Origin of the sequence: Marilutibacter aestuarii (assembly GCF_006546775.1) — a bacterium.
GTDB lineage: Bacteria > Pseudomonadota > Gammaproteobacteria > Xanthomonadales > Xanthomonadaceae > Marilutibacter > Marilutibacter aestuarii.
The window spans coordinates 13261-29782 of record NZ_VICE01000067.1 but is presented as its reverse complement, the minus strand read 5'-3'; the positions used below and the strand labels follow the sequence as shown (position 1 = coordinate 29782).

19 protein-coding genes are annotated in these 16522 nt (G+C 70.3%); 2 read left to right on the top strand and 17 right to left on the bottom strand.

All coding sequences use genetic code 11. The features are described from left to right. Positions 1-5 precede the first annotated feature (5 nt). The 15 genes from FKV25_RS07215 to nudE all read right to left on the bottom strand — a co-directional run bounded on the left by FKV25_RS07215 (position 6) and on the right by nudE (position 12671). Complete coding sequence (locus FKV25_RS07215) at positions 6-923, bottom strand: TPM domain-containing protein (RefSeq protein ID WP_246071982.1); 918 nt, start codon at positions 921-923, stop codon at positions 6-8. A 6-nt stretch (positions 924-929) separates the two neighbouring features. Continuing rightward, positions 930-1568 carry a LemA family protein gene (locus tag FKV25_RS07210; protein ID WP_141518114.1) on the bottom strand — a complete coding sequence of 213 codons (639 nt, stop codon included), beginning with the start codon at positions 1566-1568 and terminating at the stop codon, positions 930-932. Between the two features lie 122 nt (positions 1569-1690). After that, positions 1691-2425: a TerC family protein gene (locus FKV25_RS07205; protein WP_141518113.1), complete on the bottom strand. Its 735-nt coding sequence runs from the start codon at positions 2423-2425 to the stop codon at positions 1691-1693. Positions 2426-2462: 37 nt separating this feature from the next. Then, positions 2463-2843, bottom strand: coding sequence for a diacylglycerol kinase (locus FKV25_RS07200; protein WP_141518112.1), 381 nt, complete (start codon positions 2841-2843; stop codon positions 2463-2465). A gap of 107 nt (positions 2844-2950) precedes the next feature. Continuing rightward, on the bottom strand, positions 2951-3970 hold the full coding sequence (locus FKV25_RS07195) for an isoaspartyl peptidase/L-asparaginase family protein (RefSeq protein WP_141518111.1): 1020 nt from the start codon (positions 3968-3970) through the stop codon (positions 2951-2953). A 60-nt stretch (positions 3971-4030) separates the two neighbouring features. Next, positions 4031-5266 carry an ABC transporter permease gene (locus FKV25_RS07190; protein ID WP_141518110.1) on the bottom strand — a complete coding sequence of 412 codons (1236 nt, stop codon included), beginning with the start codon at positions 5264-5266 and terminating at the stop codon, positions 4031-4033. Continuing rightward, positions 5263-5970 (bottom strand): ABC transporter ATP-binding protein, encoded by a 708-nt coding sequence (locus FKV25_RS07185; RefSeq protein WP_141518109.1) that lies wholly within the window; start codon positions 5968-5970, stop codon positions 5263-5265. Before FKV25_RS07185 ends, FKV25_RS07190 begins: the two co-directional genes overlap by 4 nt. Further along, positions 5967-7496 carry an efflux RND transporter periplasmic adaptor subunit gene (locus FKV25_RS07180; RefSeq protein ID WP_141518108.1) on the bottom strand — a complete coding sequence of 510 codons (1530 nt, stop codon included), beginning with the start codon at positions 7494-7496 and terminating at the stop codon, positions 5967-5969. Before FKV25_RS07180 ends, FKV25_RS07185 begins: the two co-directional genes overlap by 4 nt. Before the next feature lie 91 nt (positions 7497-7587). Next, on the bottom strand, positions 7588-8862 hold the full coding sequence (locus tag FKV25_RS07175) for a sensor histidine kinase (protein ID WP_141518107.1): 1275 nt from the start codon (positions 8860-8862) through the stop codon (positions 7588-7590). A 25-nt stretch (positions 8863-8887) separates the two neighbouring features. Then, entirely contained in the window at positions 8888-9598 is a 711-nt protein-coding gene (locus tag FKV25_RS07170) for a response regulator transcription factor (protein ID WP_141518106.1), read from the bottom strand. 162 nt (positions 9599-9760) lie between these two features. Beyond that, a complete protein-coding gene (locus FKV25_RS07165) occupies positions 9761-10060 on the bottom strand; it encodes an Mpo1-like protein (protein WP_141518105.1) in 300 nt (99 codons plus the stop codon). A gap of 10 nt (positions 10061-10070) precedes the next feature. After that, positions 10071-10421: a hypothetical protein gene (locus tag FKV25_RS07160; RefSeq protein ID WP_141518104.1), complete on the bottom strand. Its 351-nt coding sequence runs from the start codon at positions 10419-10421 to the stop codon at positions 10071-10073. Positions 10422-10456: 35 nt separating this feature from the next. Continuing rightward, positions 10457-11308, bottom strand: a complete 852-nt coding sequence (mazG, locus tag FKV25_RS07155) for a nucleoside triphosphate pyrophosphohydrolase (protein ID WP_141518103.1) — start codon at positions 11306-11308, stop codon at positions 10457-10459. Between the two features lie 2 nt (positions 11309-11310). Beyond that, positions 11311-12123, bottom strand: a complete 813-nt coding sequence (gene cysQ, locus FKV25_RS07150) for a 3'(2'),5'-bisphosphate nucleotidase CysQ (RefSeq protein WP_141518102.1) — start codon at positions 12121-12123, stop codon at positions 11311-11313. Next, positions 12120-12671 (bottom strand): ADP compounds hydrolase NudE, encoded by a 552-nt coding sequence (nudE, locus tag FKV25_RS07145; RefSeq protein WP_141518101.1) that lies wholly within the window; start codon positions 12669-12671, stop codon positions 12120-12122. The genes cysQ and nudE overlap by 4 nt, the downstream gene beginning before the upstream one ends. Positions 12672-12739: 68 nt before the next feature. Between nudE and bioA the strand changes: the two genes are divergently transcribed. Together bioA and FKV25_RS07135 are read left to right on the top strand one after the other, a co-directional pair. Next, complete coding sequence (gene bioA / locus FKV25_RS07140; RefSeq protein WP_141518100.1) at positions 12740-14161, top strand: adenosylmethionine--8-amino-7-oxononanoate transaminase; 1422 nt, start codon at positions 12740-12742, stop codon at positions 14159-14161. Next, positions 14158-14895: a 16S rRNA (uracil(1498)-N(3))-methyltransferase gene (locus FKV25_RS07135; RefSeq protein WP_141518099.1), complete on the top strand. Its 738-nt coding sequence runs from the start codon at positions 14158-14160 to the stop codon at positions 14893-14895. Before bioA ends, FKV25_RS07135 begins: the two co-directional genes overlap by 4 nt. Positions 14896-14924: 29 nt before the next feature. Here FKV25_RS07135 and FKV25_RS07130 read toward each other — a convergent pair whose 3' ends face one another. Continuing rightward, positions 14925-16022, bottom strand: a complete 1098-nt coding sequence (locus tag FKV25_RS07130) for an acyltransferase family protein (protein WP_281286212.1) — start codon at positions 16020-16022, stop codon at positions 14925-14927. Continuing rightward, entirely contained in the window at positions 16019-16516 is a 498-nt protein-coding gene (locus FKV25_RS07125) for a chemotaxis protein CheW (protein WP_141518098.1), read from the bottom strand. Before FKV25_RS07125 ends, FKV25_RS07130 begins: the two co-directional genes overlap by 4 nt. Positions 16517-16522 lie beyond the last annotated feature (6 nt).

Sequence of the window (16522 nt, the reverse complement as noted above, 5' to 3'; positions counted from 1 at the left end):
CGACCTCACCAACTGCCGGAGGCGCCGCCGCCCCCGCTCATGCCGCCGCCGCCGGACCAGCCGCCCCCGCCGCCCCCGGACCCGCCCCATCCACCGGAAGACGAACCTCCGCCGAAGCCGCCCCAGCCGCTGTCGCGGGCGAAGCGACCGCCGCGACCGCCGCCGCTGCTGGCGCTCGCGAGGCCGATGAAGAAGCCCAGGGCCGCCCCCACGCCCCCGACCAGCATGGCCGAGGACAGCAGCCACGCGATGCCTCCGGACAAGGCGCCCCCCAACAGGCCCCGCGGGAACGTGGGAACACCGCGGAAGATCGCGCGGACGAGCTGCGCGACGACGAAGGCCGCGAACAGCGCGCCCAGCCAGTTGCCGCCCCCGCCCCGGTCGTCGCGACGCTCCGCCATCGGCGCGGGCAACGACTCGCCCTCGACCAGGCCGGCAAGGACCCGGGTCGCCTCGTCGACGCCCCCTGCGAAGTCGCCCGCGCGGAAGCGCGGCACCAGGTACTCCTGGATCACGCGGTGGGCGGTCGCATCGGGGATCGCGCCTTCCAGGCCATAGCCCACTTCGATGTGGACGCGGCGATCGTCCTTGGCGACGACCAGCAGGACGCCGTCGTCCACGCCCTTGCGGCCCAACTGCCACTGCTCGAACACCCGCACCGCGTACTGGGCGATCTCCTCCGGCCCGGTGCTCGCGACCATCAGCACCTGCAACTGGCTGCCCTTGGCCGCCTGCAGGGCCCGCGCACGTGCTTCAAGTGCCTGCCGCGTCGCCGCGTCCAGGGTCCCGGTGGTGTCGACCACCGGGCCGTCCAGCGGCGGCACCGGCGCCAGGGACTGCGCGGACGCCGCGGGCAGCAGCGCCAGCAACAGGCCGGCGATCGCGAGCAGGCGGGCGATGCCCGGCAGGCGCGTGCGGCTCACGCGCGGTCAGCCGCCGGCGGGTGCGTCGCGGCCGAAGTCGACCTCGGGCGCCTGCTGGATCGCGGCTTCGTCCTCGACGCTGAAGTTCGGTTTGGGCTTGTAGCCGAAAACCATCGCGGTGAGGTTGGTCGGGAACTGGCGGATGTAGGTGTTGTAGTCCTGCACGGCCTGGATGTAGCGCTGCCGCTCGACGCTGATGCGGTTCTCGGTGCCTTCCAGTTGGGCCTGCAACTGCAGGAAGTTCTGGTCGGCCTTGAGCTGCGGGTAGGCCTCGCTGACCAGCAGCAGGCGGCCGATCGCGCTCTGCAGCTGGGCCTGGCCCTGCTGGAAACGCTCGACCGAGGCCGGGTCGTTGGCGTCGACGTTGATGCTGCCGACCCGGGCGCGCGCCTCGGCGACCTCGGTGAAGACCGCCTCCTCGTGCTCGGCGTAGCCCTTCACCGTGGCGACCAGGTTGGGCACGAGGTCGGCCCGTCGCTTGTAGACATTGAGGACCTGCGACCAGGCGGCGTTCACCGCCTCGTCCTTCTGCTGGATGGTGTTGTAGCCGCAGCCGCTCAGCGACAGCGCCACGACCAGCACCAGGAACGTCCTGAAGGCCCCCGACGGAAGGCGGAACGGTGGGACGGCGCGCGTGACGGCCATGGCGGTGTTCCTGGATGGGCGGGACTGCGCACGATTGCACCACTGTCGTGAGCGCCGCGCAACGCCGTCGCCCACGCCGCTCTCACGCCGCCTTCACCTCGCCGCCGGTGGGGGCCTGGCGCTTACGCGCGCCCGAGCCGTTCCTGTTCGCGCCGCTTGGCCCACAGGTTGAGGCACTCGACCAGGGCCGAGAAGCCCATCGCGCCATAGATGTAACCGCGCGGGATGTGCTGCTCGAAGCCATCGGCGACCAGGTAGACGCCGACCAGGACGATGAACGCCAGCGCGAGCATCTTGATCGTGGGGTTGTTGTCGATGAACTGTCCCAGCGGCCGCGCGGCCAGGAGCATGACGCCCACCGCCAGCAGGATCGCCACGACCATGATCACGCGCTGGTCGGCCAGGCCGACGGCCGCGATGACCGAATCGAGCGAGAACACGATGTCGATCACCGCGATCTGGGCGATCACCATGCCGAACGAGGCCGCGGGCCGCGTGTGCACGTCCTCGGAGTCCGGTGAGCCATGGACCAGGTCCCGGATTTCCATGGCGCCCTTAACCAGCAGGAAGCCGCCACCGATGATCAGGACGAGGTCGCGGACCGATATGCCCTGGCCGAACACGTTGAACAGGTCATGGGTCAGCCCCGCCAGCCAGGCCAGCGTCAACAGCAGGCAGATGCGGGAGATGCAGGCCACCGCGATGCCGAACTTGCGCGCGACCTCGCGCCGGTGCAGGGGCAGCTTGCTGACCGCGATGGAGATGAACACCAGGTTGTCGATGCCCAGCACGATCTCGATGGCACTGAGCGTGAAGAGCGTGATCCAGGCATTCGGATCGGTCAGAAGTTCAATCACGGGGGGCCGCGGGTTTCGTCAGGCAGGGCCGCCCATTCTAGAACAGCCGGGGCAGGAGGATGCTTCCCCAGACCAGCAGTACGTTCATCATCACCACGAAGACCGCCGCCGAGCCCATGTCCTTGGCCCGGCCGGCCATGAAGTGGTGTTCGTCGCCGAAACGCGCGATCACCGCCTCCACCGCGGAATTGAGCAGTTCCACGCTGAGCACCAGCAGCATCGAGCCGACCAGCAGGACGCCTTCGACCGGGGTCTCGGCCAGCCAGGCCGCCAGCGGGGCCAGCACCACGAACAGGCAGACCTCCAGTCGGAAGGACGACTCGTGCAGCCAGGCCGCCTTCAGGCCCTGCATCGACCAGACGGTGGCCTTCATGATCCGACGCGGGCCGCGCGGCAGGTGTCCGAATTCATCGGCCATGGATTACGGACCTCCTGGGGTCGGGCATGGTGCGCGGCACGGCGCCGGCCACGGCGGGCAATTCTGCCACAGCACGATGACAGGGCGCCGCCGCATGCGGCACGGGATCAGTCCGCCTCGTGGATCGCCGTGCCGCGGCTGCCGTCGGGCCGGATCCAGCCACGGAACATGCTGCCGGTGTTGAACGGCATGGCGATGTTGCCGTCGCGGTCCAGGGCGATCGCCCCGCCATCGCCACCGGCCGTGGTGACGATGCGGTTGACCACCTCCTCGGCCGCGTCGACGAGGCGGTCGCCGCGGTAGGCCACCCGTGCGCAGATGTCGTGGGCGACCGCGTTGCGGATGTAGTACTCGCCCCAGCCGGTGCCGGAGACGCCGCAGCCCGCATCGGCCCAGGTGCCCGCGCCGATGACGGGCGCATCGCCCACCCGCCCGAAGCGCTTGTTGGTCATGCCCCCGGTGCTGGTGCCCGCGGCTATATGGCCTTGGCGGTCGAGGGCGACGGCCCCGACGGTGCCGAAATAAGCCGGGGCGTCGTCGTCGGCCGAACCGGTGCTGGCCTGCCGGGCCTTCTCCAGCGCGCGCCGCCGGTGCTCGGTATCGAACCAGCTGTTCTCCACGCGCTCGATCTCCGGCCGGGTGTCGGCGAAAGCCTCGGCGCCCGCGCCGGCCATCATCACGTGCGGGCTGTGCTCCATGACCGCGCGCGCGAGCAGGATCGGACTTCGGACCGTGCTCACGCCGGCCACCGCCCCGGCGCGCCGGGTGTGCCCCTCCATCAAGGAGGCATCGAGTTCGTGGCCGCCGACGGCGTTGAAGACCGCGCCCTTGCCGGCGTTGAAGCGCGGCGACTCTTCCAGCACCCGGATCGCCGCCTGCACCGCGTCCAGGGCGGCCCCGCCGTCGGCAAGCACCGCGTTGCCCGCGTCCAGCGCCTGGTCCAGCGTGGCATGGATGTCGCGCAGGTCATCGTCACCGAGCGACTCGCGCGGCACGAAGCCGGCACCGCCGTGGATCACCAGGGCGGTCCTGCCTGCCTGCGGCGGCTCGGGTGCGTCCTGGGCGCGTGTATTCATCGCCAACCCCATGGACGACACCAGGAACAACATGGACAACGTACGACGCATCGGACCCTCCCGCCCAGGCGCAAGACACCAGGTCCGGAGCATACCGCGGCGAGCGACGGCCTACTGCTGCCGCAATGCCTCGATCGGGTCCAGCTGCGAGGCCTTGCGCGCGGGGTAGTAGCCGAAGAACAGGCCGGTGGCCACGGAGAAGCCGGCCGCCAGTGCGATCACCTGGCCGTCGAGCGCCACCGGCAGCGAGCCCAGGCGTCCCACCAGCAGGGCACCGGCGATGCCGATGACGATGCCCAGCGCGCCCCCGACCAGGGAGATCAGCATGGCTTCGGCCAGGAACTGGCGGCGCACGTCCGAAGGACCCGCGCCGACCGCCATGCGCAGCCCGATCTCGCGGATGCGCTCGGTCACCGAGACCAGCATGATGTTCATGATGCCAATGCCGCCGACCACCAGCGAGATCGTCGCCACCGCGCCCAGCAGCAGCGACATCAGGCGCGTGGTGGCGGTACGGGTCTCGATGATCTCGGCGATGTTGCGGACCCGGAAATCGTCCTCCGCGCCCGGCTGGATGCGATGGCGCTGGCGCAACAGCGCTTCCACCTCGCCCTGCACGTAGCCCAGGTCGTCGGCGCGGGTCACCCCAAGTGTGATCTGCTGCACCGCGCCGGGCGGCAGGGCCATCGCGCCCATCAGGCGGCGGCGGCTGGTCTCCAGCGGCACCAGCAGCACGTCGTCCTGGTCCTGGCCCCAGCCGCCCTGGCCCTTGGGCTTGAGCGTACCGACGACGGTGAAGGGCACCCGGCCCAGGCGCACCGTCTGGCCCACCGGGTCCTCGTCGCCGAACAGCTCGCGGCGCACGGTATCGCCCAGGATCACCGACTTGGCGGCGCTGCCGTAGTCGCGTGGCTCGAAGACGGCGCCGCTGGCGATCTCCCAGCCTTCGATCGGGAAGAAGTCCGCCTGCACGCCCTGCCACTGGGTGGACCAGTTGTTCTCGGCGAACACCACCTGGGTGCCGCCGCGCAGCGATGCGGCGACGTACTGCACCTCGGGGATGTCCTGGCGGATGGCCTCGGCATCGTCCTCGTCGATGGTGAAATAGCTGCTCGCGCTCATGCGCGCGCCGCCAGGACCGCGCCCGGCGCCGGGACTGATGTCGAGGCGGTTGGATCCCAGGCCGGATACCAGCTTGTCGATCTCCGCCTGCGTGCCCTGCCCCACCGACACCATCACGATGACGGCGGCGATGCCGATGATCACGCCCAGCGAAGTCAACGCGCTGCGCACCCAGTTGCCGCGCAGTGCGAACACCGCCGTGCGCAGGACTTCCAGGAAGTTCATGGCCGCCCCCCTGCCATTGCGCGGGCCTGCTCGTGCAGCGCTCCGTCGTGCATCTCGAGCACGCGGTCGCAATGCTCGGCGACGCCGGGGTCGTGGGTGATCAGCACCACGGTCTGGCCTGCGGCCTGCAGGCGCTTGAACAGGCCCAGGATCTCTTCGCCGGTGTGGCTGTCAAGGGCGCCGGTGGGCTCGTCGGCGAGCAGCAACGCCGGCCGGTTGACCAGCGCGCGGGCGATCGCCACGCGCTGCTGCTGCCCGCCGGAGAGTTCGCTGGGACGGTGTCCTTCGCGTGCCGCCAGGCCCACCGAGTCCAGCGCCTCGCGCGCACGGCGCAGGCGCTCGGGACGCGGTACGCCGGCGTAGCCCATCGGCATGGCGACATTCTCCAGCGCGCTCATGCGGCTGAGCAGGTTGAAGCCCTGGAACACGAAGCCGATGGTGTCCAGCCGCAGCCGCGCCCGTTGCTCGGCGTCGAGCGTGGCGACATCCACGCCCTTGCACAGGTACTGTCCGCTGCTGGGCGTGTCGAGGCAGCCGATGAGGTTCATCAGCGTCGACTTGCCCGAACCCGAGGGACCCATGATCGAGACCAGCTCACCGGCGTCGATGCGCATGTCCACGTCACGCAGGGCCACCACCTCGGCGGGCGTGCCGGGCGAGTAGACCTTGCCCAGCGCGCGCGTTTCGATGACGGTGCCGCTCATGGCGCGCTGCGCGCACGGCCGGTGATCACGACCTCGCCCTCGGCGACCGGTCCCGATACCTCGCTGAAGCTGCCGTCGCTCGCGCCCACGCGGACCATCACCGCGGTGGGCTCGCCGTCGCGCAGCAGGTACAGCGGCGCCCGGCGAGCGCCCAGCAACGCGCCGATGCCGGCGTCCCAACGCGCCTTGCGCTCGTCGTCGAGCAGGGCGGTGAAGTCGGCGAACTGCTGCGCGACGCGTTCCTGGATCCGCTGCCGCATCGCGCCGCTCATCGCGCCCGAGCCGCTGGCCGTGGACGGACGCCCGCCCGGTCCGCCGCCGAACAGGACGCTGCGACCCCCACCGCCCTCCGCGGAGGGGGCGGCCCCCTGGCGGGAGGCGCGCTGCGCCGCCAGCCGCTCAAGCGCGGCATCGAAGGCCGCCTGCTGCCGGGCGTCGAGCTCCAGCGATGCGGCGATGCGGGGCAGTTCGTCCTGCATGCCCCCGCCGGCGCCGCCGCGGGTCGCCGGGGCGGCGATCTCGCCCTCCTCGGGACGGAAGCGCAGCGCGGCATTGGCCACCCGCAGTACGTCCTCGCGGTGGTTGACCTCGATCTCCGCGTTGGCGGTCATGCCCGGCAGCAGCGACTGGTCGGCATTGTCCACCGAGACCACCACCGGATAGGTGATGACGTTGTTCGTGTTGGTCGCCGACAACCGCACCTGCTGCACCTCGCCGCGGAACTGGCGATCGGGGAAGGCGTCGACGGTGAACGACACGCCCTGCCCCGCGCGTACCTGGCCGATGTCGGCCTCGTCGATCGCCAGCACGATCTCCATCTTCGACAGGTCCTCGGCGATCTGGAACAGCACGGGCGCCTGCAGGCTCGCCGCGACGGTCTGGCCGGGCTCGACCGAACGCGTCAGCACCACCCCGTCGACCGGCGAGCGGATCACCGCGCGGTCAAGGTTGAGCTGGGCGGTGCGGGTGGACGCGATCTGCTGGTCGATCTGCGCGCGCGCCGCCTGCACCTGCGCCCGCGCCTGGTCGCGCGCCGCGCGGGCCAGGTCGGCGTCGCTGCGGGCCACCAGCTGGCGACCGACCAGTTCGCTCTTGCGCGTGTAGTCGGCCTCGGCATTTCGCAGCGCGGCCTCGGCGGTCGCGAGCGATGCGCGGGCATTGGCCACGGCGGCGGCGCCCTGCGCGATCTGCGCCTCGTAGGTGCTCGGGTCGATGCGGGCGATCACCTGGTCCTTGCGGACCCGGTCGTTGTAGTCGGCCAGCACTTCGGTGAGCTGCCCGGAGATCTGGCTGCCGACGTCCACGGTGGAGATCGCCGACAGGCTGCCGGTGGCCGAGATGCCGACGCGGATCTCGCCGCGATCGACGGTGGTGGTCCGGTAGTCGCCCTCGGCCGCTTCGGCGCCACGGTGCTGCCACGCGTATGCGCCGGCGACCAGCACCAGCAGCGGGACCAGCAGCCAGGCGACCCGCTTGCCCCAGGCCGGGGTGCGCTCGGGACGGGACGGAGCGGAGTGTCGATTCATTCGGTCGGTCGGTGGTGGAAGGGGACCCTTGCGTCAACGCGCGCGCCGCAGTCGCGTTGACGCGGCCGCCGCACGATCGTGCGGTCGGGGTTCAGGCAACGAAACGGATCGTCGCGGTCGTGCCCTTGCCCGGCTCGCTGAAGAGCTGGACGGGCCAGCCGAAGCGCTCGCCCAGGCGCCGGACGATGGACAGGCCCATGCCCTTGCCTTCCTCGCGCTCGGGGTCGGCACGGTAGAACGGGTCGAATGCGCGCCCCAGCGTGCCCGCGTCCATGCCGATGCCGGTGTCGCGCACCTCGATGCCGTCCGGGGACACGCGCACTTCGATGTGCCCGCTTTCGGTGAAGCGCGCGGCATTGCCCAACAGGTTGCCGAGCATGACGTTGAGCACGTTCGGCGGCGCGTAGAGGCGCGGACCGCCCTGGTCGACGATGGTCACGTCCACCGGCTTGCCCTTGAGCAGCGGCTGGATGCGATCCACCTCGTGGTGGACGATGTCCATGACGTCGAACTCTTCGCTCTGCGGCGCGATCTCGGCTTCGCGGGCCAGGATCAGGAAGGCCTCGATCACCGCTTCCATGTCGCGGCCGGCGCGCTGCACGCGGGCGAGCGAGCGCTGGGCCTGCGGCGAGGCCGACGGGTCGGCCAGCATCAGGTCGGTCGCCACCCGGATCACGGTCAGGGGCGTGCGCAGTTCGTGGCTGGCATCGCGGGTGAAGTCGCGTTCTCGCGCGACGAAAGCTTCGACGCGAGCAGCGAGGCCGCGCAGCGCGCGCGCGAGCGAACGGACTTCGCGACCCGAATCCACCGGCAGCGCATTCGCCGAGATCGCCTCGGTGTCGGGGGCGCGGGGATCCCACCGCGCCACCACGTTGGCCAGCCAGCTGACCGGCGACACCAGGCGCTTGGAGGTCCGGTAGCTCAGCCAGGAGATGACCGCGATCGTGAGCATGGACAGCAACAGGCAGGCCAGGCCGGTGAGCAGGATCGCCAGTTCGATGTCGCCCGGCGTCAGCCGGAAGTAGACGACGCCCTCGGGGCGCCGGTCCACGTAGAACGTCGTATGCCGAAGGGGCATCCAGTGCAGCCCCGCCGACATGTCGCGCACGTCGGCGGGCAGGGCGGGATCGAGCTTGCCCCCGGTGTCGAGGAAACTCTCCATCGTGGAGGTCATCGGCAGCGGGTGGTCCGGGTTGCGCGCGCGCTGCGTCCAGAACGTGTCGGCCTCGGCCTGCATGCGGTGGTCGAGCACCGCGTGGCGGACCAGCAGGCCGAGCACGACGGCACCGCCGGCGATCAGCAGGCCGCTGATCAACGCATGCAGGATGAACACCAGTTTGATCTGGCGGTGCAGTCCGTGGGCCATGTCGGGAAGCGGGCGGGCGCCGCGCTCAGTCCGGCGACTGCGTGATGTCGGCGATCCGATATCCCGCGCTCTGCACGGTATGCAGCAACTGTTTGTCGAAGGGCTTGTCGATGGTCTTGCGCAGGTTGTAGAGATGGCTGCGCAGGGTATCCGAATCGGGCAGGCCATTGCCCCATATCTCACGCTCGATTTCCTGGCGGCTCACGACGCGAGGCGACTCGCGCATCAGGATCGTCAGCAGGCGCAGGCCGATCGGCGACAGTTGCAGCTCGTTGCCGCCGCGGGTGACCCGCAGGCTGGCGGGGTCGAGCACGAGGTCGGCCACCTTCAGGACCTCGCCGCCGACCTGGCGGCGCTCGCGACGGATCAGTGCACGCAGGCGGGCCTCGAGCTCCTGGATCGCGAACGGCTTGGTCAGGTAGTCGTCGGCGCCGACGGACAGGCCATTGAGCTTCTCGTCCAGGGTGTCGCGGGCCGTCAGCATCAGCACGGGCGTGGACTTGCGCGCTTCCTCGCGCAGCTTCTTGCAGACCTCAAGGCCATCCATGCGCGGCAGCATCAGGTCCAGCACGATGACGTCGTAGCTGTTGTCGGTGGCCAGCCGGTACGCATCCAGGCCGTCGGCGGCATAGTCGACCTCGAAGCCGCGGCCCTCGAGATACTCGCCCACCATCTCGGAAATATTGCGGTTGTCCTCGACGATCAGGACCAGACCGCCCTCACGTGTACCCTGCATATGGGAAACCCCTCGCTTCAGTTTCGTGAAGGCTGCGGGAGAGGCGGTGGATATCCCGTGAAAGCGAAGCCAGAACAGGGGGGCTTTTCCTGCTGGCAGATGAACATGCCGTTGCAGGCCGCGTCGAGCGAGCGCACGTCACTCAAAAACGTGATGGAAATCTCAAAATTTGATCCTTCCGCGCAGGATGTCGAGGAACATCACCCAGTCGCCGGCAAACGAATAAAAGGGGTGCCGGAACGTGGCCGGACGGTTCTTCTCGAAGAAGAAGTGCCCGACCCATGCAAAGCCATAGCCGCACGCGAGCGCACCCAGCAGCCACCACGCATTGCCGCGCACGATGGCCATCGCCAGCAGCACCAGCACCCCGCAACTGCCGATGAAATGCAGGCGGCGACTGGTGCGGTTGGCGTGTTCGCCCAGGTAGAAGGGATAGAACTCGCGGAAGCTGGAATAGCGCATGTCGCCGCCCTCAGCCGATCTCGAGCACGGTTTCGGGTGCGTTGCGCCCCGCCTCGCCATAGCGCAGCCGCGCGGTGAGGTGCCTGAGCTGCCCATGGCCTTCCAGCAGCGGCCTGACACGGGCCAGGATGCGGTCGGCATCGGGGCCGTACATGAAGAAAGTTCCGTCGCTGCCGTTCTCGGCGATCTCGTGCCCGTCGTATTCGCCGTCGCCACTGTCGCCCAGTGCCGCGCGCAGCTGTTCGCCCAGTTCGGCCAGGGCCGCGGTGTCGGGGGATCCGTAGTCGAACGAGACGATGACGGCGTGTTCGCCGTTTTCCGCGATACCGCGCTTGCCGAACCACCTGGACCACCAGCCCATACGTTCCTCCTAGCGCCCTGCGCGCACCGCGGCCTTCATTCCAGCGCCTTGACCCGTGCCCAGTACGCATCCTGCGCGTCCAGCGGCAAGTTCTCAAGTCGGAGGCCGTCGGCGGCCGCCAGGGCCTCCATGGCACGGAAGCGCCGCTCGAACTTGAGGTTGGCGCGGCGCAAGGCCGTCCCCACGTCCACCGCGCCATGCCGGGCGACGTTGGCGCAGACGAACAGCATGTCGCCGATCTCCTCCTCCAGCCGCGCCTGGGCGTCGGGGTCGGAGGGGTTGGCGCGCAGGCACTCGAACTCGGCGCGGACCTCCTCGATCTCCTCGCCCAGCTTGGCCAGCACCGGCGTGATGTCCGGCCAGTCGAAGCCGACGCGGGCCGCGCGCTTCTGCAGCTTCACCGCGCGCTGCCACTCGGGCAGTCCGCGGGCGATGCCCGCCAGCGCCGACGCGTCGGCCTCGCCGCGCGCGTCGCGCTCGCGCTGCTTGAGCGCTTCCCAGGCCACGGTCTGCCCGGCGGCGTCGCCGACCTCCTCGTCGCCGAACACGTGCGGGTGCCGGCGCACCATCTTGTCGCTGATCGCGGCCACCACGTCGGCAAAGTCGAAGGCGCCCTGCTCCTCCGCCATACGCGCATGGAAGACCACCTGCAGCAACAGGTCACCGAGCTCGTCCTTGAGGTCGCCCATGTCGCCGCGATCGATCGCGTCGGCGACTTCATAGGCTTCCTCGACGGTGTACGGAGCGATCGAGGCGAAATCCTGCTCGACATCCCAGGGACAGCCTCCGACCGGATCGCGCAGGGCCCGCATGATCGCCAGCAGGCGCCTGACGTCGCCGGGCGCCATCCCTTCGGTCGCCTCCGTCTGGCACGGTGCGCCGGCCATGCTCAGGCCCCCAGCCAGTCGCGCCAGGGCAGCGACAGGTCGCCCAGGGCGACGAACTCGCCGTTGAGGATGGTGTCGCGCTGGTTGTAGCGGAACGGGCGACCCTGCAGGTCGAGCACGGCGCCACCGGCGCCCTCCAGCACGCATTGCGCGGCCGCGGTGTCCCACTCGCTGGTCGGACCGAAGCGCGGATAGACGTCGATGCCGCCCTCGGCGATGCGGCAGAACTTGAGCGAGGAGCCCAGCCCGACCGGCTCGACCTCGCCCATGCGGCCGATGAAGCCTTCGGTACGCGTGTCGCGATGGGAGCGGCTGGCCGCCACCCGCAGGGGGGCATCCGCGGGCCGGCGGACCTCCAGCGCGCGATCGCTGCCGCCGCCGCGCCGGGTCGCGCCCTGCCCGCGACCGCCGAACCAGGACACGCCGGTGACCGGGGCCTGCACGACGCCGAAGACCGGCTCGCCGTCCTCGACGAGGGCGATGTTGACGGTGAACTCACCGTTGCGCTTGATGAACTCGCGCGTGCCGTCGAGCGGATCGACGATCCACAGGCGCGTCCAACCACGGCGCGTGGCCGTGTCGATCTCGTCGGCCGACTCCTCCGACAGCACCGGGATGTCCGGCGTCAATCGCGCCAGCCCCTCGACGATGCAGCGGTGCGAAGCGAGGTCGGCGGCGGTCAGCGGCGAGCGGTCGTCCTTGTGCTGGACGGCGAAGTCGCTTTCGTAGACCTCCAGGATCGCGTTGCCGGCGCGGTACGCCAGTTCGACGATCGACTCGCGCAGTGCCGGGGCGAGGGGGGCGTTCGGGGTCATCGGGGCTGGGTCCTGAGCCATTCGCGGGCAATGAACAACGCCGCGATGGAGCGGCCTTCGGAGAAATCCTCGCGCAGGATCAGCTGGTCCAGCGCGTCCAGCTTCCATGGCACGACCTCGAGTGCTTCGGGTTCGTCGCCAGGCAGGCGTTCGGGATACAGGTCGCGCGCGATCACAAGTTGGGTCTCGTGGCTCATGTAGGTCGGGGCCAGGGTCAAGGCGCGCAGGACCTTCAGGTCTCGCGCGCCGTAGCCGGCCTCTTCCTTCAGTTCGCGGTCGGCGGCTTCCAGCGCGGATTCGCCCGCATCGATCCGCCCCTTGACCAGGCCGAGCTCGTAACGATGCATCCCCGCGGCGTATTCACGCACCAGCAGCACCGTGTCTTCGTCGATGAGCGGGACGACCGCCACCGCGCCATGGCCGCGGTTGTGCAGGCGCTCGTAGCGCCGGCGCTCGCCGTTGGAGAACTCGAGGTCGAGCCGCTCCAGGCGATAGGGGCCGGCCTCGTGCTCGGTGATGCCGTGGATGGTCGGCAGCCGCGGGCTCATCGCCGCGCTCCCGGCCGCGCCGGGCGCGCGGGGAAGAGAAAAATCGCCGCAGGCACGATAATAGGAGGATGGACAAGTCGATTCACGATCCGCTGATGCTAGCAGAGGCCGCGGCCTCGAGCGCCGACCGCTGGCGCGAGCGCGACCTCGCCGTGCTCTGGCATCCCTGCACGCAGATGCGCGAGCATCCCCACACCTTGCCGCTGCTGCCGATCGAGCGCGGCGAAGGTCCCTGGCTTGTCGGTCGCGACGGCAAACGCTACCTGGACGCCGTCAGCAGCTGGTGGGTCAACCTGTTCGGCCATGCCGAGCCGCGCATCGCGGCGGCGATCGCCCAGCAGGCCAGCGAGCTCCAGCACGTGATCCTGGCCGGCTGCTCGCATGCGCCCGCGGTCGAACTGGCCGAGCGCCTGCTCGCGATTGCCCCGCGCGAGGCCGGGCGCGCGCCCTTCAGCAAGGTGTTCTACGCCGACAATGGCTCTGCCGGCGTGGAAGTCGCCCTGAAGATGGCCTTCCACTGGTTCCGCAACCGCGGCATCGAGGGCCGCGACAAGTTCATCGCGCTGGAAGGCGGCTACCACGGCGAAACCCTCGGCGCGCTCGCGGTCGGCGACATCCCGCTGTATCGGCGGGTCTATGCGCCCCTGCTGACGGAGGCGATCTTCGCGCCCTCCCCGGATGCCTACCTGTGCGAACCGGGCGAGTCGGCGCAGGCACGCGCCCGGCGGTCCGCCGCCGCCCTGGGCGAGCTGCTCGAAAGGCACGCGGGCGAGGTCTGCGCCTTGATCCTGGAACCCCGCCTGCAGTGCGCCGGCGGCATGCGCATGCATGATCCGCTCTACCTGCGACTGGCACGCGAACTGTGCGACGCCCATGGCGTGTTCCTGATCGCCGACGAGATCGCGGTGGGCTTCGGCCGCACGGGCACGCTGTTCGCCAGCGAGCAGTCGGGCGTGGCCCCCGACTTCCTCTGCCTGTCCAAGGGCCTGACCGGTGGCTCGTTGCCGCTGGCGGCCGTCCTCACCACCGAGGCGGTGTACGAGGGCTTCCTCGACGACTCGCGCGAGAAGGCCTTCCTGCATTCCCACAGCTACACCGGCAACCCCCTCGCCTGTGCCGCGGCGCTGGCGACCCTGGGCATCTTCGAGCAGGACCGGGTGATCGAGCGCAACCGCCAGACCGCCGGGGCAATGGCGCGGTTGTCGGCGCCGATCGGCGAACACCGCCACGTCGCCGACCTGCGCCAGGCGGGCATGGTCGTGGCTTTCGAACTCACTCGCGACGGCGACCGGCACACGCCCTTCGACCCGGCATCGCGCGTGGGGCTGCGCGCGTACCGGGCGGCGCTCGAGCGCGGCGTGCTGCTGAGGCCGCTGGGCGACGTGCTGTACTGGATGCCGCCGTATTGCCTGGACGACGACGCCCTGGACCTGTTGGCGCGCACGACCGCGGAGGTCATCGACATCGCCACCCGCGAGGCAACCGCATGAGGCTCACCCGCGTCCACGTGGAGGTGCCCCTGGTCGCCGGCCAGTCCCTCGACCTGCCCGAAGGTCCCGCCGGACACCTCGCCCGCGTGCTGCGCCTGGGCGTGGGCGATGCCTGCATCGTGTTCAATGGCGACGGCCACGACTACCACGCACGCCTGGCCGAGGTCGGCAAGCGCCACGTCCGGGTGGAGATCGGTGGATGCGTAGCCGTCGACAAGGAATCGCCGCTGCGGGTGGTGTTGCTGCAGAGCGTCGCTCGCGGCGAGAAGATGGACCTGGTCCTGCAGAAGGCCACTGAACTGGGCGTTGACGCCGTGCAGCCGGCCTGGTCGCAACGCAGCGAAGTCCGGCTGGAAGGCGCTCGGGCGGACAAGCGCCTGGCGCACTGGCGCAGCGTCGTCGTCTCGGCCTGCGAACAGAGCGGGCGGGCGTGGGTGCCCGCGGTCGAGGCGCCCTTGCCGCTGCCGGCGGCCCTGGCGGCCCTTCCCGCGACGCCGCTGCGCCTGACGCTCGACCCCGACGCCGCGCTCTCGCTGGGCCAGTTGCAGTTCGAGCCCGCTCAGCCCGTGGTCGTCGCGATCGGGCCGGAGGGCGGCTGGTCGCCCCAGGACCTGGAACAGCTGCGCGAAGCGGGCTTCACCGGGATGCGACTGGGCCCGCGCGTGCTGCGCACCGAAACCGCGGGCCTGGCGGTGCTGTCCGCACTCCAGGCGCGCTTCGGCGACCTCGCCTGAGCCCCTTGCGCCGGGACGCCCGGGCCGTCTCAGACCTTGAAGTGGATGCCTCGCGCGTCCAGTACCCTCATCACGCCCCACCAGAGGGCGACGAAGGCCAGCGCGTAGGCCAAGGACGGCACGTAAGGCCCGAAGCCCGGTGCGAGCCAGTGCGCGAATCCCTTCCGGTACAGGGGCTCGAGCCAGCCGAGTGCCACCAGCGCGTAAAGCATGAAGGCCGAGCCGGCGTACGCCGCGATCGCATTGACGCCGAAGGCCCGCCCCCAGGCCGGCCAGCCGCGGCGATCGATCGCTTCGTGTGCAAGCAGCAACAGGGCGCACGCCAGGCCACCGCTCCACAGCACGTAGGAAGGCGTCCACAGGTTCTTGTTGATCGGCAGCACGAGCTGCCAGGCCAGCGCCAGCAGCATCGCGGCCACGGCGCCCAGCAGCAGTGCCCGTCGCCGGCCGTGGCGCAGGGCGTCGCCGGCGCGCAGGCCCAGCACGGTCGTCGCCAACGCACCCAGCGTGCTGGCCAGGCCCTCGGGATCGTGGCCCAGGCCCGTGGCCGCGTCGTACTGGTAGCCGTGCACGCCCAGTATCCAGGTGTCGAAACGGCTGGCGGCATTGGTCCAGGGGGCCAGCGTGCCGCCGGCGGCAAGCAGCGCCCAGTAGCCCAGGAGCAGTGCGCCGAGCACGGCCCACTGCAGGCGCGCGGAGAGGTACAGCATTGCCAGTGCCGCGAGCAGGTAGCACAGGCCGATGCGCTGCAACACGCCCATGACCCGGTAGTGCGCCAGATCGAAGGCCCAGTAGGCGCACAGGTGCAGCAGCAGGCCGAGGCCGATGATGCGGGCGGCACGCGCCACGACGGACCGCACGAGCTCCGACGCGCGCCGTCCGTGCTCGATCTGCCGGCCCAGGGCAAGGCTGATCGAGACGCCAACGACGAACAGGAACAGCGGGAAGATCAGGTCGGTGGGGGTGAAGCCATGCCAGTCGGCGTGCAGCAGGGGCGCATACACGTTGCCCCAATCGCCGGGGTTGTTGACCAGCAGCATGGCGGCCACGGTGACGCCACGCAGGGCGTCGACCGATGCGAGCCGGACGCCCGGGGACGCACCGTCGGACGAACCGCCGGCGTTCAAGCCGCTTCGGCGATCGCGTCCACGATCCGGGCCTCCAGCGACTGGAGATCGGGCAACAGGGCGAGGTCGTCGTTGTGGACCACGCGGGCGTGTACGGCCGCGGGCAGCTCGCCCTGTTCCTCGTCGAGCGCGATACCGGTATCGGCCACCGTCACGAGGCGCGGGAAGCCCTGGGTCAGGATCGCGAAGTAGGGCGCGCGGGGATTGCCGCCCAGCGCCTTGAGCACGACGACCTTGCTGCCCAGGCCGGGCTTGTCCTGGTCGATGCCTGCAAGCTGGGAAAACGCCACCAGGGGAACCTGCCAACCGTGCCAGCGGATCCGCCCCAGCAACCAGTCCGGCGCATTGGCAAACGGTTCCGGCGCGGCGTACGAGAGCACTTCGGCGATCGTCGCGTTGGGCAGGATCAGGCGGGCGCCGGCGACCTGGATGAGCACGCCCCGGATATCGCGGACGCTGCGTTCTTCGCTCGGGTTGGATGAGGTCTGGGACATGACGGG